Origin of the sequence: Bythopirellula goksoeyrii (assembly GCF_008065115.1) — a bacterium.
In the GTDB taxonomy this organism is placed as follows: Bacteria; Planctomycetota; Planctomycetia; order Pirellulales; family Lacipirellulaceae; genus Bythopirellula; species Bythopirellula goksoeyrii.
This window is the reverse complement of the sequence record NZ_CP042913.1, coordinates 1,115,117-1,138,156: the sequence shown is the minus strand read 5'-3', so window position 1 is coordinate 1,138,156 and position 23,040 is coordinate 1,115,117. Positions and strand designations below refer to the sequence as shown.

General features: G+C 52.9%; 15 protein-coding genes and 1 pseudogene. 6 read left to right on the top strand and 10 right to left on the bottom strand.

Annotated features, from left to right (window positions below; genetic code table 11):
• Position 1 precedes the first annotated feature (1 nt).
• Positions 2-1,036 (bottom strand): S66 peptidase family protein, encoded by a 1,035-nt coding sequence (locus tag Pr1d_RS04440; RefSeq protein WP_148072400.1) that lies wholly within the window; start codon positions 1,034-1,036, stop codon positions 2-4.
• 12 nt (positions 1,037-1,048) lie between these two features.
• On the bottom strand, positions 1,049-2,140 hold the full coding sequence (ychF, locus tag Pr1d_RS04435) for a redox-regulated ATPase YchF (protein ID WP_148072399.1): 1,092 nt from the start codon (positions 2,138-2,140) through the stop codon (positions 1,049-1,051).
• 274 nt (positions 2,141-2,414) lie between these two features.
• Here ychF and Pr1d_RS04430 point away from each other — a divergent pair, with 274 nt between their 5' ends.
• Complete coding sequence (locus Pr1d_RS04430) at positions 2,415-4,097, top strand: tetratricopeptide repeat protein (protein WP_148072398.1); 1,683 nt, start codon at positions 2,415-2,417, stop codon at positions 4,095-4,097.
• Positions 4,098-4,128: 31 nt separating this feature from the next.
• Positions 4,129-4,344 carry a putative signal transducing protein gene (locus Pr1d_RS04425; RefSeq protein ID WP_148072397.1) on the top strand — a complete coding sequence of 72 codons (216 nt, stop codon included), beginning with the start codon at positions 4,129-4,131 and terminating at the stop codon, positions 4,342-4,344.
• A 39-nt stretch (positions 4,345-4,383) separates the two neighbouring features.
• On the opposite strand, the gene Pr1d_RS04420 is transcribed toward Pr1d_RS04425, so the two are convergent.
• A complete protein-coding gene (locus Pr1d_RS04420) occupies positions 4,384-5,283 on the bottom strand; it encodes a sugar phosphate isomerase/epimerase family protein (protein WP_148072396.1) in 900 nt (299 codons plus the stop codon).
• A 141-nt stretch (positions 5,284-5,424) separates the two neighbouring features.
• On the opposite strand from Pr1d_RS04420, the gene Pr1d_RS04415 reads away from it, so the two are divergent.
• A complete protein-coding gene (locus tag Pr1d_RS04415) occupies positions 5,425-5,844 on the top strand; it encodes a DUF1801 domain-containing protein (RefSeq protein WP_148072395.1) in 420 nt (139 codons plus the stop codon).
• Positions 5,845-5,849: 5 nt separating this feature from the next.
• Here Pr1d_RS04415 and Pr1d_RS04410 read toward each other — a convergent pair whose 3' ends face one another.
• Both Pr1d_RS04410 and larC read right to left on the bottom strand, forming a co-directional pair.
• Positions 5,850-6,218, bottom strand: a complete 369-nt coding sequence (locus Pr1d_RS04410; RefSeq protein ID WP_148072394.1) for a hypothetical protein — start codon at positions 6,216-6,218, stop codon at positions 5,850-5,852.
• A gap of 17 nt (positions 6,219-6,235) precedes the next feature.
• Positions 6,236-7,417: a nickel pincer cofactor biosynthesis protein LarC gene (gene larC, locus Pr1d_RS04405; RefSeq protein ID WP_148072393.1), complete on the bottom strand. Its 1,182-nt coding sequence runs from the start codon at positions 7,415-7,417 to the stop codon at positions 6,236-6,238.
• Positions 7,418-7,787: 370 nt separating this feature from the next.
• Between larC and Pr1d_RS04400 the strand changes: the two genes are divergently transcribed.
• On the top strand, positions 7,788-8,468 hold the full coding sequence (locus Pr1d_RS04400) for an FHA domain-containing protein (RefSeq protein WP_238476635.1): 681 nt from the start codon (positions 7,788-7,790) through the stop codon (positions 8,466-8,468).
• Positions 8,469-8,488: 20 nt separating this feature from the next.
• On the opposite strand, the gene Pr1d_RS04395 is transcribed toward Pr1d_RS04400, so the two are convergent.
• Positions 8,489-11,707 carry a hypothetical protein gene (locus Pr1d_RS04395; RefSeq protein WP_148072391.1) on the bottom strand — a complete coding sequence of 1,073 codons (3,219 nt, stop codon included), beginning with the start codon at positions 11,705-11,707 and terminating at the stop codon, positions 8,489-8,491.
• A 233-nt stretch (positions 11,708-11,940) separates the two neighbouring features.
• Here Pr1d_RS04395 and Pr1d_RS04390 point away from each other — a divergent pair, with 233 nt between their 5' ends.
• On the top strand, positions 11,941-14,847 hold the full coding sequence (locus Pr1d_RS04390) for an amidohydrolase family protein (RefSeq protein ID WP_210417886.1): 2,907 nt from the start codon (positions 11,941-11,943) through the stop codon (positions 14,845-14,847).
• Positions 14,848-15,471: 624 nt separating this feature from the next.
• Positions 15,472-15,762, top strand: coding sequence for a GYD domain-containing protein (locus Pr1d_RS04385; protein ID WP_148072389.1), 291 nt, complete (start codon positions 15,472-15,474; stop codon positions 15,760-15,762).
• Between the two features lie 47 nt (positions 15,763-15,809).
• On the opposite strand, the gene Pr1d_RS04380 is transcribed toward Pr1d_RS04385, so the two are convergent.
• From Pr1d_RS04380 to Pr1d_RS04360, 4 genes and pseudogenes are all read right to left on the bottom strand, one after another.
• Positions 15,810-18,548, bottom strand: coding sequence for a cation-translocating P-type ATPase (locus Pr1d_RS04380; protein WP_148072388.1), 2,739 nt, complete (start codon positions 18,546-18,548; stop codon positions 15,810-15,812).
• A 98-nt stretch (positions 18,549-18,646) separates the two neighbouring features.
• Positions 18,647-19,573 (bottom strand): universal stress protein, encoded by a 927-nt coding sequence (locus Pr1d_RS04375; RefSeq protein WP_168205049.1) that lies wholly within the window; start codon positions 19,571-19,573, stop codon positions 18,647-18,649.
• A gap of 230 nt (positions 19,574-19,803) precedes the next feature.
• A pseudogene (locus tag Pr1d_RS26610) lies at positions 19,804-20,841 on the bottom strand (hypothetical protein).
• Positions 20,842-20,890: 49 nt separating this feature from the next.
• On the bottom strand, positions 20,891-23,023 hold the full coding sequence (locus tag Pr1d_RS04360; RefSeq protein ID WP_148072384.1) for a hypothetical protein: 2,133 nt from the start codon (positions 23,021-23,023) through the stop codon (positions 20,891-20,893).
• Positions 23,024-23,040 lie beyond the last annotated feature (17 nt).

Below are 23,040 nucleotides of genomic sequence, written 5' to 3'. Positions count from 1 at the left end.
CTTACGGCTTGGCGCCCATTACTGTCAGCGTGCCCTTGTTCGCGTCGATCTCCACTTCTCCTCCCAGAGGCAGCGTGCAATTCATCTCATGATGTCCGATGGGAAAATTCATCAGCACCGGAATTCCCAACGGTTCGAAGTACTGCCGTAAGACACCTTCCGCTGAGAAGCGAGGGTCTTCGATCTCGTTTTCTTCACGCTCTTCTGTCTTGGTAAATTGCCCAAGAATGGCTCCTCGGATCTGGTTCAATTTGCCGGTTAGCTTCAATTGCTGCAACATGCGATCGATGCGGTAGGGCGCTTCGCCTATGTCCTCGATCAGCAGAATGGCATCCTGTGTGTCTATGCCATAGGGAGTCCCTTCCAGTGCCGCGATTAAGGATAGATTTCCCCCCGTGAGACGACCTCGCGTCGTGCCTGTTCCCAGCGAGACGGGTTGAGGAACGTCAGCAGGGATCTCGATGACGTAATCCTGCGGGCCCTCTGGGTTCTCTTCAACCGCACGAAAGAAATACTTGGCGGCGAAGGGAGGCAGATTCTCTTCGCTCCCCAGCCCCCAAGTTGGATTCGGGCTGTGAAAGGAAATCAAGCCCGCCTGTTTATTCAATGCGGAGTGCAATGCCGTGATGTCGCTAAAGCCGGTTACCAGTTTAGGATTCTGGCGGATCACGTCGAAATCGAGGAGTTCCAGAATCCTCATCACTCCATATCCACCTCTGGCAGGAAAAATGGCATCCACCTCAGGATCACGGAAGGCTTGCATCAATTCTTCCGCACGACGTTCGTCACTGCCAGCAAGATAGCCTTCAACGGAAAAAAGATCATCTCGCATTATTACATGGTAGCCACGCTCCTCAAGGCGTTTCTTGGCTAGCATCAGCTGATCTCGATCTACTACTCCAGCAGGTGCGACGAACATGATCGTGTCCCCCGGCTGTAAGAGTTTAGGCCACGAAGGTGTCTGCCGTTCTTGGGCAGAACATGCAGAAGTGACAATAAAATAGATAAACGTCCAAATACAGAGAACATGATTCATAGCTGTTTCCCATCATACATTAAACAAGAAATGACACACATCGCTATCTCGCATGACATATCCCTTCCCTTCGACGCGCATCTTGCCGGCGTCGCGGATTGCCTTTTCGCTCTTGAATTGATCGAGGTCGTCTACGGAGTATGTTTCACAGCGAATGAATCCCCGCTCGAAATCGGTGTGGATTACGCCAGCGGCCTGCGGGGCCGTGGCTCCGGCGGGGATGGTCCAGGCACGGATTTCTTTTTCTCCGGCAGTGAAGAAGCTTTGCAAACCAAGCAATTCGTAGGCAGCTCGTGCTAGGGATGCCAGGGCCGGTTCGGACAGTCCCAGGCTGTCGAGCATCTCGGTGCGTTCCGCTTCGTCTAACTCGCTGAGTTCCGCTTCCAATCTTGCACAAACCGGCACCACCGCTCCCCCTTCGGCTGCGGACCGCTCGCGGAGGGCTTGAACATGTTTACCCGTGCCGGCAACGTCGTCTTCATCGACATTGGCCACATACAGCACTTGCTTGGCGGTGAGAAGTTGCAGTTCCTTAAATGCCTTGGCCAGGTTCGCTTCTTCATACACAAGTCCCCGCACGGGCTTTCCTTCGGCCAGGAGTTTCTGGCATTCGGCGAGTACTTCCAGCCGCAGCTTGGCATCCTTGTCCCCGGTGCGTGCCGTACGGGTAGCTCGATCGGTCATCGACTCAACCGACTGAAGATCGGCCAGCATTAACTCGGTATCGATGGTTTCTACGTCTCGAATCGGGTCGACACTCCCTTCGACATGGATCACGTCGGCTTCTTCGAAGCAGCGAACCACATGCAGAATTGCATCAACGGCTCGTATGTGAGAGAGAAACTGGTTGCCGAGTCCTTCCCCCTCGGAGGCCCCGCGGACGATTCCCGCAATGTCCACCAGTTTGAGTACGGCGGGTACGATTTTTTCCGTGGGGATGTGGCTCTCGATGCGAGCCAATCGCGAGTCGGGCACCGCGACGGCCCCTACATTGGGTTCGATCGTGCAGAAGGGATAGTTCTCGCTAGCGATCCCCGCCGCTGTCAACGCATTGAACAAGGTCGATTTCCCGACGTTCGGCAGACCGACAATTCCAGCTTCCATGGCCAAATTCTCTCGTAGTAAATAGGGGTTTGCGGTTGTAGGTAGTTTGATGTCAAAGGGACGGATTTTAATCCACATTGCCCCCACACAACAGGCACACTAGCATCAGGCATTGGGGTTTTGAAAAAGAGCTCTAGAATCGCAGGTTTAAGCCCTCCAAAACTTCCTGCGTGGCCAGAATTGCTTGAAATGGTAATAATGGGACGTGGGGAAGGATTCTTGAGAACCCCCTTCGTTCCCCCTGTAATAAGTTTGCGAATTTAAGGTAGATAAGATGAATCTTCGGCGCGTCCCTTGGTTGGCGGTAATTGGATCTTGCGTATTGGCACTTTCTGGAGTCTTTGGTCCGGACGTGGCACAGGCTGAGAGTGCCGGGCAGGCTGATCTCGATGAGGCCCTGCGTTTGCGAGTCACTGCCGAAGGGCTTCCCGATCTGAGTCAGGTGATCGATCGCCTGCAATTATCTCTCGACAAAGGGCTTGAGGTTGAGGAAGCGGAACTGGCAGAGCAGATGGTCTCCGATGCCCTCATGGAGCGTGCCTCAGCCTTGATGCAGGTAGTCAATTCGAATTCGATTCAGGATGATCGCGTGAAGCAGATCCTGCGGCTGATCGTTTCTGATTTGCGGCGGGTTCTGGCCTATGATAATCCCCCCCCCGAGGCCAATCTGATGTTGGGCCGCTTGATGGCGCTGCCCGGCGGCGATCCTCACGAAGCGCGCCGACTATTGGGTAAGTATCTAGAAGCTGCGGAGATTCAGGATTCCCAGCGAGCCGAGGCCTACATGTTGCGAGGTCAGGTTCAGACCGACGAAGAAAAGGCTCTGGCGGACTTCGACGAAGCGATCAAACTTGATCCGGACAACGAAACGTACCCTTTGCTGCGTGCGGTGTTTTTGCGAAATCGTGAGAAGTTCGACGAGGCGCTGGCCGCCGTAGACGAAATGCTCAGCGAATCTCCTGAGGATGCGAATGCCTTTATTCTTCAAGGGGAACTCTTTCGGCAGTTGGACAAACAGGAGCAAGCACTCGAGAGTTTTGACGAAGCAACCAAACTAGCCCCCCAAGCACCGGGTCCATTTCAAAATCGTGGAGAAATCTACCGCGAGCAGAAAGAGTATGCCAAAGCGATCGTGGAGTTTTCCAAAGTACTTGAGCTTCAGCCGGGAGTCGTGTTGCCACTGGTGCATCGTGCCGAGGCCTACCTCAATAATGGTCAACTAGAGGAAGCACTCGCCGACGCCGAAGCCGTGCTGGCCAACGATCAGGTCGCTGCCCCTCAACGTGTTGCAGCGCATCGATTGCGCGGTGAGATCCTGGCCCAGCTCAACCGGCTCGATGAAGCCATCGAAGAGATCGAACAACTCTCTCGCACTGTGCCTAATCAGCCCGAACTCAAGATGCAACTGGCCCTGTACTACCTCGTGAATAAAAACCCTAAGGAAGCGATCTCGGCTTATGACGACGTGTTACTGATGGATCCAGAAAACTTCCTGGCACTGCGGAGTCGGGGGGACGCCAATTTGAACATGGGAAACCATGCCGAGGCCATCGAGGATTTTGAAAAGGCGATATTGGTTGAGCCCGAGGATGCAGCGCTACTCAACAATCTTGCCTGGGTCCTGGCAACATCGCCAGATGCAGAAGTCCGCAATGGTGAGCGAGCGGTGGAGTTGGCCACCAAGGCCTGCGAGCTGACTGATTATAAAATGCCGCATATCCTGAGTACCCTGGCCGCCTCGTTTGCTGAATCCGGCAATTTTGATACGGCCATCGAGTGGTCACAAAAGGCGGTCAACATGGACGACCCCGAAAACGATGAACAGCTTCAAAAGGAATTGGCCAGCTACCAAAAGAAGCAACCCTGGCGAGAGCGACAGAACATCGCCGACAACGGCGACCAAACTGATTCCAAAGCCGTGCCAGTAGAAAGCGGCGCGCAGTCGATCGATTTCTAGATTTACTAATGAACTCCCTGGAGAGATAGAAATGTCAGCAGCCGTCACCGTCAAATCTTGTGCCTCCGAAGAAGAGGCCGAGTTCTTCAAGTCTATGCTGGAAACTTATGGCATCCACGCCCTGATCAACGCCGACGACTACGCCGGCCTTCCGCTCATGACTTCCGGCGGCGTGCAACTTCAGGTCCTGGAAGAGGACGTAGAAAAGGCCTCGAAGATTCTCAAGGATGCCGAGGAACCGGATTGAGTGATCGCTTCGTGGCTTATGAAATTCAGTCAGGCCGTCTTAAGTAAATGCCTTTCGCAGCTCTTCTAGAGCTTTGGGGCATTCTTGGCGAGGATCACCACCTTCCTCGTATTCTAATACCACGTATCCACGATATCCGGTGGTCATGAGGATGTCGGCTAGCCGGTTGTAATCGCTTGCCTCGCCGGGTCTTCCGTCGGGGTGCATGACGACCTTCACCTGGGCGTTGATTGTGTACGGGGCAAGTTTCGCCAAGTCACCATAAGGATCGGCTGTGCGGAAGTTTCCGGTGTCTAGGTTCACGCCGAACCAGGGGCTTTCGACGCCGTGGACTATCCTCAGCATGTCGTCCACCTTGGTGGTGATCCCGCCATGATTTTCCAGTGCAAGAAACACTCCGTACTTTGCCGCGTACTGGCAGCATTGTTCGATGCCATCGATCACTAGCTTTTCAGCGTCGGCCATGGATTGGCCAGGTTGCACCTTGCCTGCAAAAATGCGAATGACGGGGGCGTCGAGCATGTCGGCATATTCAATCCAGCGTTTGACATGAGCGATATCCGCCTCTCGCTGCTCGCCAGCGGGCAGACAGAAGTCGTTCCGAATCGCCGTGCCAGAAATGTCCAATCCTTGCAGGAAGCATTCTCCTTTTAGTCTTCGAAGGTATTCGGCGTCGGGTGACTCGGGAAAGTAATAAGAGGTTAATTCCGCGGCTTCGATTCCAAACCGAGCACAGTCTTGAATAAAATCGCTCAAAGTGAGCTTCGGCGGATTCCCTGTCAACAGATCACGATAGCTGTAAGCCGCCAGGCTCAGTTTGAATTGGTGTCCCGGAACGCGATTGATCGGCTCGATAGCACCGACTGGTTGTGCGGCCAAAGCACCCGCAGCAGCAATTGATGTGGAGAGGAATTGGCGGCGATTGGTCGAGTAGTTCATAGGAATTTGTCCAAAAGTATTGAAAATCGATAGAGTCAGTCTAACACGAGAGTGGTGATCGCTACATACTTGAATTCGCGTTATATTGAGGGTTCCATTCTACTTATTCCTTGGCATCCCCATTTCCCCCGGGATTGAACTATGTCAGAGCTCAAGACGAAACAGAATAACGCAAGCGTGCCGCGATTCCTTAAATCCCTCGACGATGTGCAGCAGCGAGCCGACTGCCGGGAACTGGTAGCAATAATGCAAGATGTCACCGGCGAGAAACCCAAAATGTGGGGCGACGCGATTGTTGGCTTCGGCACCTACCATTACAAGTACGCTAGTGGAAGAGAAGGAAATTGGTTTCTCGTAGGATTATCGCCTCGGAAGCGTAGTCTCTCGATCTACCTGATGTCTGGGTTTGAGCCCTTGGGATCGATTTTAGAAAAGCTTGGCAAGTTCAAGACCGGCAAATGCTGCCTATACGTCAACCAACTAGACGATATCGATCGAAAAGTGCTCAAGCAATTGATTACCAAATCGGCTCGGCACGTAAGAAAGCATCAAGGGTGCTGAGATGTTTATGACACCTTTTCTTTGCCGATCGTTTCCATTTCCTTTAATAGTTCCTCCATCCGGTCGATTTGCTTTTGACTTTCTGAAATCAATTGTTCTAACACAATCATCTTGGTGGTAAGTTGCCCCGAAAGGTCACGAGCCAACTCGGCCATTTCTACTTCTTTTCGGTCGACGATTGCCCCGGCATCACGATATGTTCCATCCCAACTCGACTTGGGGCGTGGAAGATGCTCCAGCCCGGTGATGACGGTCGAGCCTTTGGCTTTGCCAAAATAGCGGTAAGAACGCTTGAGCAAAATCGAAACCAACAGCGCACACCCCACCAGGAACATGAAGATTGCCACCGGTGTGCCTGCCGAGAAGATTAGCATTCGAGTTTCTGAGGGGCTCACTTGTTGTGGGTTGCTGCGAAGGCCTGACGCGCAGCAGTGTCTACTGTAGCCAGGGCCACCTTGTTCTTATCGGCAATTTGGCAGCAAGAGCCGTACTCTGGAGAAAAACGCCTCGATCCGTCGGGTAATTGGGCCACAATGCCGGCGACTTCGCCCCAAGTCGTCAGTACCCGCACCACTTCGCGCGGCAGTACCAGTCGTTCAATGTTCGACCGTCTTAGCCCCAGAGTTGTCGTCTCGCGGAATATAATCTCGGCAAGTTTCTCAGCCTCGCTTTGCCGGCATTGCACTTGCAACAAGATGCCCGGCCGACCTTTTTTCATCTGGTTCGGTATTAGCGTCACATCCAGCGCACCTGCCTGCCACAAGAGATCCGCGCAATGACCAACCGCTTCGCCCGTCGTGTCGTCCAAATTGGTTTCGAGTAGCGTGATCTTGTCCGTGGAATACGAGGACTTATCTTCAGTGGATTCACCAACGATCAAGCGTAGCAGATTGGGGTGCTGAAAATCTTTTTGTCCTGCACCGTAGCCAATCGATTGCACAGCCATGGCAGGCAGCGAACCGAACTCGTCGACCAAACTGGCCACGATAGCTGCACCCGTGGGAGTCGTGAGCTCCCCCTCGACCGAACTGACAGCTAAGGGGATGCCTCGGAGCAGTTCTCCTGTTGCAGGTGCAGGGATCGCACATCGTCCATGGGCGATCTCGACAAAACCTGTACCCGTGGGAATCGGCGAACATACGATACGATCGACCCCCAACAAGTCCCAGGCGATGGCCGAACCGACGATGTCTGCAATCGAATCGACCGCTCCCACTTCGTGGAAATGCACTTTTTGAATCGTCGTGCCATGGACCTTTGCTTCGGCCTCGGCCAATCGCATGAAAATTTTTCGCGCCAGTGCACGCTGAGAATCTGAGAGCGAGCTACTCTCGATCATGTCATCGATGTGGTGCAGATGTCGATGGGCATGCTCAGGCTCGTGGTCGACGCGGAGTTGTAGGGCACGAAAGCCACACTTCTTCACCTCGTCTACCACTAGTCGACAACTCGGCAGGCCCAGGGAGTCGATTCCCGCTTGCACTCTGATTAGATCGATGCCAGCATCCACCAGCGCACCGAGCATCATATCGCCGCTGATTCCACTGGCACAATCAAGATATGCGATCCGCATGACTTCTAACTTCCACTAAGGGTTTACTCAAATATCAGATTTGGGGGAGGCTTCATTTTAGAGAGCTGTCCAAGTCTGAGCAAAGCCAGGGCAGTTGGATAGCCGCTGGCGTCAGACGGTTGGCTGAACACGAAGGGGAGAAAACAGGCTGGATAGACAGCTTCCCCGTCTTTGCCGTTCAAGCGGTAATCCAGGAATTGCGGGATAGATCGCGCTTTAGATTCCCGCTGGCATGGGAAAGACAGAAAGGAGGATTGGGAATTCGCTTGCTCCCAGACCAGCGGCGTGTTATAAGGAAAAGTGAAGAAAATCGCTATATCAGGCGAGTTTCTTAGTAAATCGACAGAACATGAGAGGCGGAAGATCGGTCATGCCCACCGTGACATTGCGAGTTCTAGACGGTGCCGACCGCGGCCAGGTTTTCGGAAATCTGGAGCCTCCCATCACTATTGGTCGTGAGGAGGGCAATTCGGTCCAACTCAACGACGAGCGAATCAGCCGATTCCATATCAAGATCCAAGAGGATCAAACGAAGCTCGTTCTGACTGATCTCGAAAGTACCAACGGCACGCGAGTCAACGGCGAAGATACCCATTTGCGAATCCTACGCTACGGAGACGTCATCGCGGTTGGTCGCTCGGTTCTCCTTTACGGAACACGCGACGAAATCGCTGGTCGACTTACGGAACTTCGTAGTGACGGGCTTTGCGGCAAGGAAAAATTCCCCACCAGCGACCTGGTCGCCTCTTCGGGGTCCGAGTCACTCAGCTTCGAACTGCGGCTGGGGTCCTCCGAAGAAATGCAGGGAACGCTGCATATTCCCGAGCCCCCAGAACTACCCGACTCGATGACTGCCGGCCAGGCCGCCCAGCTCTCGGAACTCTTGGAATACTTGCACTTACGTGCACGAGGTATCGTTCGAGGGGCCACGGTCGAAGACAAGGATCAGAACGTAATCCTCTCTCTTGAGCAATGGCAAGAATTCTTAGATCTGCAATCACAACTGGCCGAGTATCTTAAAGAAATCGGCGATCCCCATCTGAACGGCTAAGCAGTACTTCAATCCGGCTCTCAGCAATGGTGCTTTCTGAGGGGTAGCAGAATCCCCATGACCAGCAGAAGTGCAGTCGCTGGTTCTGGTACAGCATTGTTGCCGATTAAAGGAATGCCGCTACCGAACTGGCGTTGCCAGGCAAGAAAGTCTTGTCCGTCGCTGTCGCCATCTCCATCGGCGTCGGCCATGTCGGTACCTGCCTGATGGGCGACTTGCCACTCTGTGAGGTCGCTGCCATCGACATAGCCGTCGAGATTGAAGTCGGCAGTAATGGCATTGACGTTGAGCACAACCTTGTCGGTGAGATAGTCGAGTGACCACCAACGACCCTCCAGGGCGGGTGCAGTGAAAATGTCGAATCTTCCCGTGACGGTTCCCCCGAAGGAGGTGACAAGTTCATAGGCATGGCCCACGCTCGGTTCGAAACTGTCGACCAGCGTAATATCAAGCGCGCCTGACAAATCAGCATCAAAGTTTGTATTTAATGCATCAAACCAACCGGAACCCGGATGTCCTCCTACTTCGAATTCAAGAAGCCCTGTATCATCTTGTTGAAATGAGGCGTTGAGGAAGATGTGGCCCGTCGAGCTGTGCCCCCCCTCGGGACGAATCACTCCGGAATTACGCACTAGGGCGGTATGCATAGAACTGTCTTCGATAAGATTGAAACCCCCTCTTCCGGCAATCAGGGCGTTTTCCTGATTCCATACCAAAATGGGACTGCCAGGGTCTCTTTGGGTTGCCATGCCGAACTGCAAGTCGACGTGCAATTCGCTTCCGGGCGTGTTGATGAATTCCAGAGGTCCTTGGTTGCGTCGGAAAATCTGTAGGTGGCCATCTACCTCGATGACGCCTTCATTCTCAAATCGTTGCTGGTAGGTCTCAATCTCCATCGATCTTTGGCTGGGAACCATGAGTGTGCCTTGCTGGAAGAATCTGGTGCCTGGTTCCATCTCGATGTTCAGAATACCGGGCCCTGAAGCCTCTATCGTCCCCTGATTGAAGAACTGCCCACGGACCACGCGAATCGTCCCATAGCCTTGAATGGTGTGGTCCGCTCCGTGGAACATGATAGTCGACGAGTTGTTGTCGCTTCCCACATTGATCGCAAATGGTCCCGTACCCGTCCAGATGCCATTGCCGGATAGATGAGCAACGGGGCCTAAGAATTCGACGGGATTGCCTACATTGGCCTGGGCATTGGTAGTCCCCTCGTTCTGAAGTGTACCGTAGAAAGCGGTATAGCCCTGCAGGCGTAACAACCCCTGATTGTGGATGTTTCGCATGGTGCCTCCCTGCGCAACAACGACTTCTCCCGTGCCTTGAGTGGTAAGAATGCCACCTTCAACAGATTGTATTCTCACCGTGGACTCGTCTTCCGCACGGATAACTCCAGGAGTTGTCCCTTCGTAGTTAGTAATGAAACTGTTTACCTCGAGTTCGCTGCCACCCGAGGCAACCAGTTCTCCACTGTTGACAATCGGACTCTGTGAAGCGTAATCGATCGAAAGCTGCGAACCTAACTCGTCGGCAAGAATCGTTCCTCGATTGGTGAGTGTGAATTCACTCAGTTCGATCCGGCCGCGTCCTTTGATGGTGTTGTCTTCGTTAATCAAGTGTTTATAGCTCTGATAGTTCGCCTGATTGGCTTGGATATCGCCATCCAGTTGTATTTCGCCTCCCCCGGTGAGTGTCACTTCGTCTTGTATCTGGAGTCTTTCTGCTGAGAGTGTTCCTGTGTTTTCGATGGAACCTGAAATGTTCCAGTGATCGTAGAGGTTCCCGATGGGTCCCTCCAGACGAACGTTCTTGAGCGTGGTTCCAGGAATGCGATGGGTAGTTATCGTACCAGGTGAGTTCCCGCTCGCCAGCACAGGCTCAATCGCACGTAGGATACCTCCCTCAATGATCCCTGCTCGAAGGATTACTTCTGAATTGACATCTGCCTCGATGACACCGGGAATGTTATCAATCGAATTCTTGAAGACCAGGTCCTCGTTGCCGCCTCTAAGCTCAACAGTGCCACCATTGAATGCCCGGATCGTGCCGGAGTTGGCAGAAAGACCCTCATCACGGAGTTCAATGAGTAAGAGATTCTCGTCGCTTTCGATGATACCCCGATTGACCACATCCATAGGAAAGGATTCAGTAAGAATCCGGCCCGGGCCTGCTATCGTATGGTTTGTTTCGTTGACAAGTACAGCAGCAGAATTGAAAGGACTCTGGATGCCCCGGATCGAGCCATTCAAGAGTTCCAATCGCCCATTGCCGGCGAGAGTTGTGGCTCCGGAGATGCCGATAGCTAATTGATGAGGCGTCTGATTTTGAGCGGGTATAGAATTGTTTTCAATCACTCCTTGCAGCGTGACGGATTCAAAAAAGATATTGCCTTCCAGGCGAACATCTTCGAGCCATGCCTGGTTGAGTGTGACCATTCCTTCTTCAGTTCCTCCAGCGGAACTGGTGGAAATGACTCCCCCGAGAATGGAATGGCCGACGAGAATGTGGGAATCGCCACGCGCCTCGATCAGGCCGTCGACTCCACCCTCAGCATTGGATAAAAGGTTTTGAAGCTGACCCGATAGTACGAGTTGCCCCCCGTTCTCAGCGACTATTTCGCCTGTGTTTACGTGAATGGCAGGAGGACCTCCCACAAAGGAGAGTATCAAGTGAAGTGTTTCTCCCTCCAAATTGGAGACGATCGATCCTTCATTTCTAAAAATGCTGGGGCCAGAAACAGCCCCGGCGCCTTCGATGCGTCCTTGGTTCCAAATACTAGGGGCTTCTGAGGAACTAAAATTGCGGACCAGTGAGCCGGGATTCATGAAAATCGATCCCTGGGGTTGAACCCAGAGAAAGCTGCTAGGTTCGAGTCCAGTACCTACGTCGAGTAGCAATTCGCCCGCCAGGGTGATTCCTCCCGCTCTGATTCTCCTGGTGTTGAGTATGTGGAGTCCATCGCCCTCTGCAATGTTCAGGAAGCCAAGGCTAGGAATGGTAGAGATCTCCGTCAGTTCCACCGTGCTGTCTTGAAGAGGATCGAGATCGATAGTGACATTGGTTTCGGGGTGAAAGGGGACGAAACCCAAGGACCAATTCGACGGTTCGGACCAATCGCCGGTTGTTCCACCAATCCAGTGGACTTCGATAGCCGCGACTTGATTGAAAAAAGAAATTGAAAAAATCAATGCGAGCCAGCAAGAAATAGCACGCCAAAATCCATCGGAAAACCACATAGCATTGCTTGGAACAGAGTGAGAAAAAGAGCGTTCTGAGCCACTTGCCTAGCATAACTTGCCTCAGTCATTTTCGCAATTAAACGAGTGCAACTGGTGCAAGACGGACTTTTTTTGCAAAATCGTGATTAGTATCGAGGCACTTGAGAAACAACTAATCCGTATTAGCAGAGAATGAGAGTCAAGCCATGGTTTACCTGCGACGATTTCTATACCGAATCACACTCTGCTTGATGTCAATCCAGCTTGCGATTCCGGCATGGTCAGCAGAGGAACCACATACCACGATTTGGCAAGGCAAAGTATGGACAGCCAATAGCGAGCAACCTTGGGCTGAAGCAATCGCGGTGAAAGAAAACAAGATCGTTGCTGTCGGATCGCTCGAAGAAGTCCAAGAGAAAGTCGGCCAGGATGCACAGGTGCTGGATGTGAGTCCTGGATTGATCACGCCCGGTTGGATCGATTCGCACATCCATCTTGTCGGTGCGGGACGTAATTTGACTTCGGTTCAACTTCGCAATGCTAAGACTCGTGATGAGTTTGTGGAGCGAATCGCAGCGTTTGCGGAGAAGGTACCGCGGGGTACTTGGATTACTGGCGGCGACTGGGATCACACCCTGTGGGGCGACTCTTCGGCCAGTCGCCCGTTGCCCGATCGCGCGTGGATCGATGCGGTCACCCCAAACCATCCGGTGTGGATTTCGCGACTTGATGGACACATGGCGCTGGCCAATTCGGCAGCGTTGCGTGAGGTAGGTATCGATGATACTTTTGAGGACGTCTCCGGTGGAGAGGCTGTGCGAGACTCTCAAGGGCGACTCACGGGTGTCTTCAAAGACAACGCGATGGATGTCATGACCCGCGAGATTCCTGCTCCGACTGCCAAGGAGCAACTTGAGGCTATCCAGGCGGCAGTCGCCCACCTGGTGGAACGAGGCGTAACCGCAGTCCACCATATGGGCACTTGGGCAGATGTCGAAGCATTTCAAAATGCATTACAGCAAGGACAACTCAAGGTACGTGTCTATGCTTGCACGCCATTGAATGAATGGCAAAAATTGGCCGAGCGAATCGAACAGAGTGGCCGAGGGAACGATCGGCTGCGAATCGGCGGATTGAAAGGGTTTGTCGACGGGTCACTCGGTTCTCACACAGCGGCGTTTCTTGAACCTTTTTCCGACGACCCCAACTCGCGAGGTTTACTGGTCAATCCGAAATCCGATCTACTCAAGTGGACTCGCGATGCAGACAAAGCCGGTCTGCAGGTGATGGTCCATGCCATCGGCGATCGGGCCAACCGGATGCAACTCGACATCTATGAACAAGTTGCTAAGGAAAACGGTCCACGCGATCGTCGCTTCCGTATCGAGCATGCCCAGCACATCGATTCGAACGACGTCCCTCGCTTCGCTCAGTTGGAAGTCATTGCGAGTATGCAGCCCTATCATATCATCGACGACGGCCGCTGGGCCGCCGGTGTGATAGGTGTCAAACGGGGCAAGAACTCCTACCCCTGCCGGTCTCTTTTGGATAGCGGTGCCCGTCTGGCCTTTGGCAGCGACTGGCATGTCGCACCGCCGACACCGATCGAAGGGATCTATGCTGCCGTCACCCGCAGCACGCTCGACGGCAAGCAGCGCGGCGGCTGGACTCCTGCCGAGCGGATCACCGTTGAAGAAGCACTGCGAGCCTATACGCTCGATGCGGCCTACGCTGGTTTCCAAGAAAAAGAGCTTGGATCCTTGGAACCAGGAAAGCTTGCCGACTTCGTCGTTGTCGACCGTGACCTCACACAAGTCCCACCGACAGCGCTGCGCGCGGGGCAGGTGTTGGCGACAGTTGTCGATGGGGAGACAACGTATGAGTCGCCCAAGTTCAAGCCGACAGCAATGAATACGCAGCAAGCAGAGATTCAGCGACGAGTTGCCATCGACTTCAATCTGAATGAAGACCAAATTCTGAAAGAAATTCGCGAATCAATTCCCGATGTCTCCTCCGCTGACCTTGATCGCTGGCGCGAAGCAGAAACATTGGACTATCGAGAGATCGACGGTGAAATGCGTTATTTCGCCCGCGCAGTTTCCAATCTGTTCCGCTTGAGTAAAGAAGCCCGCGACCGCCGGACCACGGAGCCGGAAGCTTCGAAGAAGTTTCCCATCGTAGACCATGTCGCGGATCTTGTTGAGGAATCGGAGCAAGCCGATGGACCAGAAATTCACCCCGTCAAGCATCGAATTCGCTACGAACTCACCGTGCCAGCGGATCATCCGAGATTGCGCAAGGGTGCGAAAGTCGCTTGCTGGTTACCATTTCCTCAAGAGTATCGGCAGCAGGGAGAAGTAAAACTACTGGGTTGCGGCCCGGGCGAGGGGCAAATATCCCCCAACGGCAAGGCGCACCGCACTGTATATTTGGAACATGTTGTCGATGATGCTGAGGCGCAACTCACTTTTTGGGAGGAGTTCGAATTCGTCACCAGTGCTTATGTTCCCACACTAGATGCCAAGGACGTCGAGCCCTACGACACCACAGGTTCACTCTACCGCGAGTACACCTCCCAGCGCCCGCCACATATTGTCATCACCCCAGAAGTGGCGGCGCTCGCCAAGGAAATCGTTGGCGACGAAACGAACCCGCTTGAACAGACGCGCCGAATCTTCCGCTGGGTGTCGGCAAACATCCCCTGGTGTGCTGAGATAGAGTACAGCATCATCCCGAATCTCTCGGCGAAAGGTCTCGCCGCGCGTCGAGGAGACTGTGGTGTGCAAGGAATGACCTTCATCACCTTGTGTCGCGCGGCCGGAATCCCCGCGCGTTGGCAGTCCGGCTGGCAAACCAAACCCAACGACTCCAACATCCACGACTGGTCAGAATTCTATCTCGAACCCTGGGGCTGGCTCCCCGCCGATGCCTCTTACGGAGTGAAGCAGCATGAGGACCCAAGAGTGCAAGACTTCTTCTGCGGCCACATGGACCCCTATCGCATGATCGTCAACCTCAACTACGCGGGCCCGCTCGTTCCACCAAAACAAAGCTTCCGCAGCGAGCCGAACGACTTCCAGCGGGGTGAGATTGAAATCGATGGTCGCAATTTGTATTTCGATGAGTGGGAAGCGACTAAAACGATCTTGTACCCCTGACTCTATCTACAAAGTACGGCTGGAGAGGAATAGCCAAACAATGCTAGGATTGCTCAATGAGGTATTCGAGGATTTGGCGGTGATGAAAGTTGATTCCCACTTTTTCCCATCCCACGAGTCGTATCTGTTGTCTCTAAGTTATCAAACTCTGGATTAATGATCCCGCGAGAGATTCCTGGTAGAACTAGTCGGACAAGCTCTGCTCCACTCGAGTCATTTTCAGGGATCAAGTCGCTGGCTGTTGAAGTCGGCAAGATAAAAAGAAAAATGCTCGTCGGCATCGAGCTGGTTGATCGGCTCGCCCTCGCGCCGTCCGGATTTGATAGGCTGCTCTCCTATCGAATTTCCTTTTCCCAATGGCCGTTACTTGAACCGTGAGCCAAGTCAGCAGGCCAGCGGATAAATAGCACGCCATTGGTTCTACTGAACATTTCTGTGTCGATTTGGCACACTATTGTGCTCATTAGCCTTGAGAAATCCCTTAAACAGATATCTCAGCTCCTGGAACTACTGGTACAAGACGGAAAGTTGGCGAAAACCTCTCTTTCACAGATTCCGGCATTCAAATTGCGGGAGGGAATTGCTCTTACTGAGCATTAACCAAGTTACAAGGGAGGATCAAGCATGGCCACTTTTATTTCAACGATCAAGTTTACCGAAAAAGGAATCTCAGAAATCAAAGACACCTGTCAAAGGGCCGAGAACTTCAAGAAACAGGCAAAGAAAATGGGCGTCAAAGTGAGCGACATTTTCTGGACTCAAGGTCCCTATGATGGCCTCCTCGTGCTTGAAGCGCCCGATGATCTGAGCGCCACCGCGCTGATGGTGCATGTCTGTTCCGATGGTTTTGTGCATACTCAAACGATACGTGCTTACCGAGCCGACGAGATGAAGGCTATCTTGGAGAAGATTTGATCGACAAGCTCTCAACTCAAGATTTCAGGATGAGCTTATTGTCTTCGTCAATGATGTTCTGCTTGAAATGATGAATCGGCAGTCCGTTTTCTTTTTCTGATTGCCCAACTCCATTTGTGCAACTCCATCGCAGGGAAAATCGACAGTGCCAAGAGAAACAATATGCCCCAGATTTTAAGATCTATTGGCTCTGTCCCAAGCACCACTTGGCCAAATGGTGAATACATCGCTGCTAGATGAACGAGAAAGGCTATAATCGTACCTGTCAGCAGAATAGGGCTTCGTAACGGGGACAATACTAGAGCAGACTTTGTTTCCGAGCGGCAGTTGCCAATGTGGATATTCTCGAACAACACCATTAAGAGCAGTAGTACATTGCGCGCGGAGGTAACTTCGGTTTGACTCGCATCTTCCGCCAAAAACCAGCGGAAAGTGAGAAATCCGACGATACCCATCACTAGGGCTGCGATGATTGTGCGCTCGATCATTAACTGATCGAATATCCTCTCATTCGGCGAGCGTGGTTTACGATTCAGTACTCCACCTTCGTTTGGCTCGAAAGCCAGAGCGACGTCTTGGATTCCGTTGGTAACGAGATTCAACCACAGGATTTGTACCGGCAAGAGGGGAAGATAGGGTGTTCCCGTGGAGATTGCCAATGCCATCAGCACTAACTCTGCAGCACCCGTAGAAATCAGGAGGTAGATCACCTTTCGAATATTGCCATAGGCGACGCGTCCCTCCTCAATGCCGCTAACGATTGTGGCGAAATTGTCATCACTGATCACGAGTTCCGCAGCCTCGCGCGCAACATCGGTACCGCTCTGGCCCATCGCTACCCCGATGTTTGCCGCTCGCAACGCAGGTGCGTCGTTCACGCCGTCGCCAGTCACAGCCACAAAATGACCGGCTTTCTTTGCGGCTTCGACGATTTGCAGCTTTTGATGCGGCGCAACCCGGGCGAAAACACGAATATGGTTCACGATCGCACTTAATTCCTCTGAGGTGGTTTCTAGAAGTTCCGCGCCCGTCATTACCTGGCTTGTGTCTTCGGCTAACCCTAGATCACGTGCGATGGAAAGGGCTGTTAGACGATGGTCTCCGGTGACCATCGTTACCGAGATGCCTGCCCGAGCGCAGTTATGCACGGCCTCTTTTGCCCCAGGCCGCAATGGATCGATCATGCCAACGAGACCGAGAAACCGTAGTTCTTTGGGGGCCGAGGGAACTGTGTCGGGCGATATTGGTTCTGCGAGTGCGCCATCAGCTAGTGCGAGTACCCGAAAACCTCGTTCAGCCATTCGTATCGCAGCAACTTCTTGTTTCTGTCTGTCAAACTCAACGCAAGTCGATTCGCTGCACATGGCAAGCACGCGCTCGGGAGCTCCTTTGACGAACACTGCGAGGCTGCCATTGATCATGTTGAAAGAAGCGGCAAATTGTTGCTCTGGCTCGAAAGGGAGCTGATTGACTTGGGGATACTGAGCTCGCCAAGAGTCGTGCTCGATCCCAAGTTTATGACCAAAAGACAAGAAGGCGATATCCACAGCGTCACCACGCCAAGCCCAACTACTTTCGCGACGATGAAGATCTGCTTCATTGCAAAGTAGGCCTGCCCGAGCGAGCCACTCCAGAGGTTCGTAGTTACGGGCATCGATTGAAGGGTTATTACTCCGCACATCGCCGTTTGGAACATATCCTTCGCCAGATACCTGGAAGGTGTCGCCATTGGGCAAGAGAACCTCCCGCAACGTCAATTCATTGCACGTTAAGGTCCCCGTCTTGTCCGTTGCAATTAAAGTGCAACTTCCAAGTCCTTCGACCGCGGTCAATCTTCGCACGATTAGACCTCGTCGAGCCATACGTGTCGTCGCGATTGCCAGTGCTACAGTCATGGCTACGGGGAGGCCCTCTGGAATCGCTGAGACGGCCATAGCGACAGAAAACATAAACATTTCTGCAAGTGAGTAGCCACCTAGGATCGTACCGAGAACGCCAATTGCCATGGCGGCCATCAGTACCGAAGCTGCGATCACGCGAGTAAACCGCTCCATCCGCATCAATAGAGGCGGTTTTCCACCTACCTCTTTTATTACATCCAACGCCAATAAACCAACGCTCGTGGACATGCCGGTAGCCACCACGATTCCCTTTCCCCGTCCCCGAGCGACGACGGAGCCTGCATATGCCATGTTTAGTTGATCCGTGGCTTGAGTAGTTTCGGTTCCCCACCAAGCAGGATCTTTGAGTACGGGCACAGATTCTCCCGTCAACAGAGACTCGTCGAGTTCCAAGGCATGTGCGGTTAATAGACGAATGTCCGCAGGAACTCGATTACCAGATTCCAACAAGACCAAGTCGCCCGGCACGAGTTCCTCGGCCCCTATCTCACACACCTCTCCATTGCGACGAACCGACGCGCGAATCTGGAGCAGCTTCCGCAGAGCCCCGCTGCTCTGTTCGGCCTTCCACTCCTGATAAGTACCTATGACAGCATTTAGCACAAGAACACCCGCAATGAATGCGGCATCTTTCACATCACCTGTCGCAAAGGACACAATGGCTGCCAGTGCAAGCACATAAATCAAGGGGCTCTGAAACTGCCGCAGCACGATAGTGTAAAGAGGTACAGAAGGTTGCTGAGGAAGTTGATTCGGTCCATATTCAGCTAGCCTGCTCGCAGCTTCGACTGCACTCAATCCGTTGTCGGGAGCATTCAATTGGTGCTTCAAGTCATTCAACGCCAAGTAGTGCCAGGGTGCCCGCGCTTGTTTGCGGTAGGTCATTTTTGAAAGATCTCCGTAGTAGAATGCCTAGCCAGAATCCAAGCTATTGTTGGATACGGGCTTGGTGCCGCGGGATCATTCGAGTGTTCGCAGCACGTCTACAATGTCACCGGTGAGACAAAATCCGCTGGCTTTACAGCAAGAACCGAACATGGAATGCCTGGCAGCAATCGTTCGGCAGTATTCCCGGTTATAAAACCCGGAATCCCTGAGCGCGCAATTGTCCCCATGGTGAGCAATTGAATGTTGTATTTGGCGATGTGTTCCAGCACCGCGAGATCAGCCGATCCCGTGACCAGGTGTATGCGTGGAGTCTTAGTTAAGTTGCAATTCGCCAATTGTGCTTCAATATGACCTTTCGCATTGGATCGGTAGAATGCCATTTTGTCATCGGCAACGTGCTGCTCAAACGCATTGTCGAATTCAGGAAATTCGACTGAATGAAGTACGTGCAGTTGAGCATCATGAAGCCTTGCCATCGAGCAACCCAGCTCCATTGCCAAATCGCCAACCGGTTTGAGATCGTGGGCCACAAGAATGGACTCGATCTGTTTGTTCTCCTGAGGCTGAGTGATCCAAACGGGGCAAGGGCATTTTCTCAGCAACTTGATTCCCGTACTTCCTATGATGACACTCCATGTCGCACTTAGGTGGCGAGTGCCGACCACAACGAGATCATGATCCCTGATGAGAACCCGGCGAATGATTTCCACCCAGCTCTTGCCGAACGTGACTTCAGAGTCGGCAGTCACTCCGTATTCAGCAGCCCGCGCCACCAAACCCAGAAGAACACTCTTAGACTCTTCTTGAACGGAGTTCTTTTCTCCCTCAGATTCGTCAATCATTCGCTGAGCCGCTGCAGAAATATCGATTGCGTTGAAAAATAGAAGTCGCGCCGAGTTTAGCTTTGCCAGCCATAAAGCGCGCTCAATGGCTTCTAATGTGGGTGGTGGCAATTCATCGGAAACAAGTCGATCTCCCTGCGAGAGGTCAACACCCACCAAGATGTTCTTGAATTGCTTCATCTCCCTGCTCCTTATGCTGAAAAGGGACATCCGCCAGGAACAATAAAGTCTTCCAGTTCGGTATCTGGCCTATTACCGCAACTCTAGTGCCAAGCTGTAATTTGACAAGTCCCTCGAGTGATACCTCGATTCTGTGAGTACAACCTCTGGAAGCCATAGAAAGTTGGGGCAATGTCACAAAGAGCAAGGCAATCGAGAGTGCGGAATCGCACACTTGGGAGTTAAAGAATTCATTCCCCAAATTGACAACTGGCCAAAAACACATTGTGGGTTTTCCCAACAGCCTCTTCTCTCAACGATCGCCTTTGAGAACTTCGCGAGCAAGGGAAAGTAGCACAGACAAACACAAGTACAAGTGAATTGGGCTCCGGCACAGTAGCTGCGGTCGCCGTGAGAGGAGCACCGTAATTAACTTGCCACAACGCCAAGTCGCCGCTGTTAAGCCCATTAGGTGATCCGCCCCGTTGCCATACGAGAAAGTCATTGCCATCGACGTCGCCATCGTTGTCGAAGTCGGCCGTCAGTGCGGGAGAAGCGTCAAGCCGCACATCGTCAAAATCAACTTCGAGATCAGAGTTCGGGTGGGCAGGGTCTAATTGATTCAAGTTGACCAACAAGATCCCCAATTGTTCTCCCAACATGTCATGAGATGCACCGGTCGTGAAAGTTACTGTGCTTGTAGCAAACTACCCATCAGGAATCGTGCCTGCGAGTAGATTGTCGTCTTCCTCCAGCATCATGCCGCCTGCTTGTAGCTCAACGCGATAGCCAGGAAAACCTTCCAACGGGAAAAACTCTCCATTCATCGCCGTGGCGGAATCGATGTTGCCGATTTCGACCTCCAGTGTATAGGTCGTGTGTGCTTGGAGTGTTGCGTCCAACTCTTGAAAGAAACCGTATTCCCCCTGTCCGTCGCTCCCTTCGAAATTGAAGGCGATGCCCACACGCTGGCCTTCAGCCGCTCCCGCAGGGAAATTGGCAAAGACACCCGGATTGCCAATCGGGTCAGGTTCAAATGGCGTGAGCGTCCCGATGAAATAGGTGGGCCCGTCGCCGCTGTCGGTAATCGTGTCGGGATCGTACAAATCCCAGCCGTTGAGTGCGCCAAAAGTAAATTCGTTGAACGGAGTTTCTTCGGAGATGTCTTCAAATCCAGCATTCACCACCTGCACTGGCGCAGCCCAGGCTCTTGAATCGTTGAGACAGAAAAAGGCCAAAGATAATTGAATCGTTATAGACGCATTGGAATTCTGTAGCAGGTGTTTCATGATACTTGATTGCGATAAGCTGATCACTCCGACATCGATGAAATACTCACTAGATTGCTTGTCTCAATGACGGCAAGAATACCATCGCACTAAGAAGCAAAATGAGCACAGCAGGTTCCGGTACGACAGTGGAAACTGCCGTGAGCGGCTGGCCATAATTGGCTTGCCAATCCGACAAATTACCCACGCTCGGATTGCGCTGCCAGACGAGAAAGTCATTGCCATCCACGTCGCCGTCGAAGTCAAAGTCGGCAGACATTGGTGTGCTCGTAAGGACACCCACTGCGAACAGTGAGGCGTGATCGAGCACAGCCCAAGCGTGATTGTTGGTTTCATCCACGCCGAACGCACTGAGATCTCCAGCGTCGAGCACTCCGCCGCCAGGGCCGGCAAGATAGTCGGAATAGGATCCGGCAAAGAATGTGCTAGTGCTCGTAGAGGAGTTGCCATCGATCGCAAAATCCCATTCTCCGGCGATCGTGTCGTACCAGAGCACTTGGAGTTGTGACTCAGCGAAACCTGAGGGAACCAACGACTCGTCGTAAGTGAATTGCAAAACGTACAAGTCACCTGCTCCGCCGCCGAAGACTAGATCGACCGGCTCTCCAATGATGTCGGCACTGGCAGGGTCGGGGTCAGTCATGAACTGCATAGAAACGCCTTGATTCTTCGAGCTAGTGCCGTCGATTAGTGTTGCAGCAACCTCGAAGCGGTTTACTCCCAGGCGATTGGCATAGCTAAAGCCAGCCGTGAAATTGGCGTTATCGTTGTTGCTGTTGGTGAGCAAGTAGTCAAGGTCCCAGGTTTTATCAGGAACCGGTTCTTTGTTCGCCAGGAAGACCTCGAAGTCGACGAATTGATTCACAACGAAAGCGGCCTGCTCAAGCGAGACCGTGTAGGTTCCCTCGCGAAGTCCCGAGAGTTGTCCGAATCGTCTGAAGACGACATTCGCTTGAATCGTCTCACCGTCCAAGACACGCTGATCGACCGGGAAGTCGTCGACTTCGAACGGCCCGGTAGTCTGTGATCCAGTGACTTTTACCGCAGCCCGGAATCCGCCCGCTGGAGCCTCAGCATTGCTGAGGCTTACGTCCTCGAAGGCTTTGACGTCCACACCCGAGAAATTCCCCGAGAGCGACTCCGATTCGTAGAGGTCAACGCTGAGAGTCACCACATTGTCTGGATCTAACGGTACGCCGTTGTTGACAATATTGAGGTCGCTTTCGTACGTACCGCTGGGAAGGGAGCGATCGATGGTGGCAATGTCGGAGCTAAAGATGGTCTCGCCTGGATTGATCGGCGCGGCGCTGGGAAGAGTTCCTGGAGCTAGATCGCCACCAGGTAAGAGCTCGACGGTGTAAGTTGTCGCACTGGCTGCATCGTTGGTGACCTCGACTCCCCTACCAAAAGTGCCTGTGCCTCGCAGCGAATTACTGCCGAGCGTTGAATCGGTCACGTTGGTTTGGCCTCCGTTGACCGAGGGATAGAGTAGATCTGAGCCGTTTCCACCGCCACCGTTGAGTGAGAAGTTGTCGATAGCGAACTCTGCCGGTTCACTCGTGTTATCGAGCGAATACAGTTCGATATAGAAGTAGTCGATGTCGACCAAGGGTCCTCCATCGACGGAATCATAGTCATCAATCAGAAACGAAGTGTCGAACTGCACCAAATCGGAATATCCGTCGAATCCCCCGAGGCCAGTAAACGAGTTGTTCAGCGAAGGCACGAAGTCAGTTGCCCGACCTTCAGAATCTTCGATGTAGATGTAAATGTAGTCATCCGTCAAGAACGGTGCCCCTCCCACAGACTGCGCAAAGTTGAACGCAACGCTCTGCACACTCAGCCCCGACAAGTAGAAATCGACTGTCCCGCTGTTGGGGTTGCCCCACATGGCATCGCCATCAATGTCGGAAGAGTTTCCAGAGACCAGGTAGTTGTCATCGAAGAAAAGATTGTTGCTGATATAGTTGTCAAACTCCACACCATCGGGAGTGTAGAAATAATCTCCATCCAGCAGTCCCGTGGGGGACGCTGGCCAATCGAATCCGTCGCCCCCAGGACCAGAAGTGAATGAGTAGAAAACTGATTGTGCCCAGAGGCTCGTAGGAGCGACAGACAGGGTCACTTGCAAGAGAGGAAGGCAGAAAAGTACACGAGTCGCGCGCAGAAGAAGCAGATTCATCAGGTAACCTTTCTCAG

Bases quoted from the DNA above. Each gene is read 5' to 3' on its own strand.
- Pr1d_RS04440 (WP_148072400.1), bottom strand. From the start codon at position 1,036: ATGAATCATGTTCTCTGTATTTGGACGTTTATCTATTTTATTGTCACT.
- ychF (WP_148072399.1), bottom strand. From the start codon at position 2,140: ATGGAAGCTGGAATTGTCGGTCTGCCGAACGTCGGGAAATCGACCTTG.
- Pr1d_RS04430 (WP_148072398.1), top strand. From the start codon at position 2,415: ATGAATCTTCGGCGCGTCCCTTGGTTGGCGGTAATTGGATCTTGCGTA.
- Pr1d_RS04425 (WP_148072397.1), top strand. From the start codon at position 4,129: ATGTCAGCAGCCGTCACCGTCAAATCTTGTGCCTCCGAAGAAGAGGCC.
- Pr1d_RS04420 (WP_148072396.1), bottom strand. From the start codon at position 5,283: ATGAACTACTCGACCAATCGCCGCCAATTCCTCTCCACATCAATTGCT.
- Pr1d_RS04415 (WP_148072395.1), top strand. From the start codon at position 5,425: ATGTCAGAGCTCAAGACGAAACAGAATAACGCAAGCGTGCCGCGATTC.
- Pr1d_RS04410 (WP_148072394.1), bottom strand. From the start codon at position 6,218: ATGCTAATCTTCTCGGCAGGCACACCGGTGGCAATCTTCATGTTCCTG.
- larC (WP_148072393.1), bottom strand. From the start codon at position 7,417: ATGCGGATCGCATATCTTGATTGTGCCAGTGGAATCAGCGGCGATATG.
- Pr1d_RS04400 (WP_238476635.1), top strand. From the start codon at position 7,788: ATGCCCACCGTGACATTGCGAGTTCTAGACGGTGCCGACCGCGGCCAG.
- Pr1d_RS04395 (WP_148072391.1), bottom strand. From the start codon at position 11,707: ATGTGGTTTTCCGATGGATTTTGGCGTGCTATTTCTTGCTGGCTCGCA.
- Pr1d_RS04390 (WP_210417886.1), top strand. From the start codon at position 11,941: ATGTCAATCCAGCTTGCGATTCCGGCATGGTCAGCAGAGGAACCACAT.
- Pr1d_RS04385 (WP_148072389.1), top strand. From the start codon at position 15,472: ATGGCCACTTTTATTTCAACGATCAAGTTTACCGAAAAAGGAATCTCA.
- Pr1d_RS04380 (WP_148072388.1), bottom strand. From the start codon at position 18,548: ATGACCTACCGCAAACAAGCGCGGGCACCCTGGCACTACTTGGCGTTG.
- Pr1d_RS04375 (WP_168205049.1), bottom strand. From the start codon at position 19,573: ATGAAGCAATTCAAGAACATCTTGGTGGGTGTTGACCTCTCGCAGGGA.
- Pr1d_RS04360 (WP_148072384.1), bottom strand. From the start codon at position 23,023: ATGAATCTGCTTCTTCTGCGCGCGACTCGTGTACTTTTCTGCCTTCCT.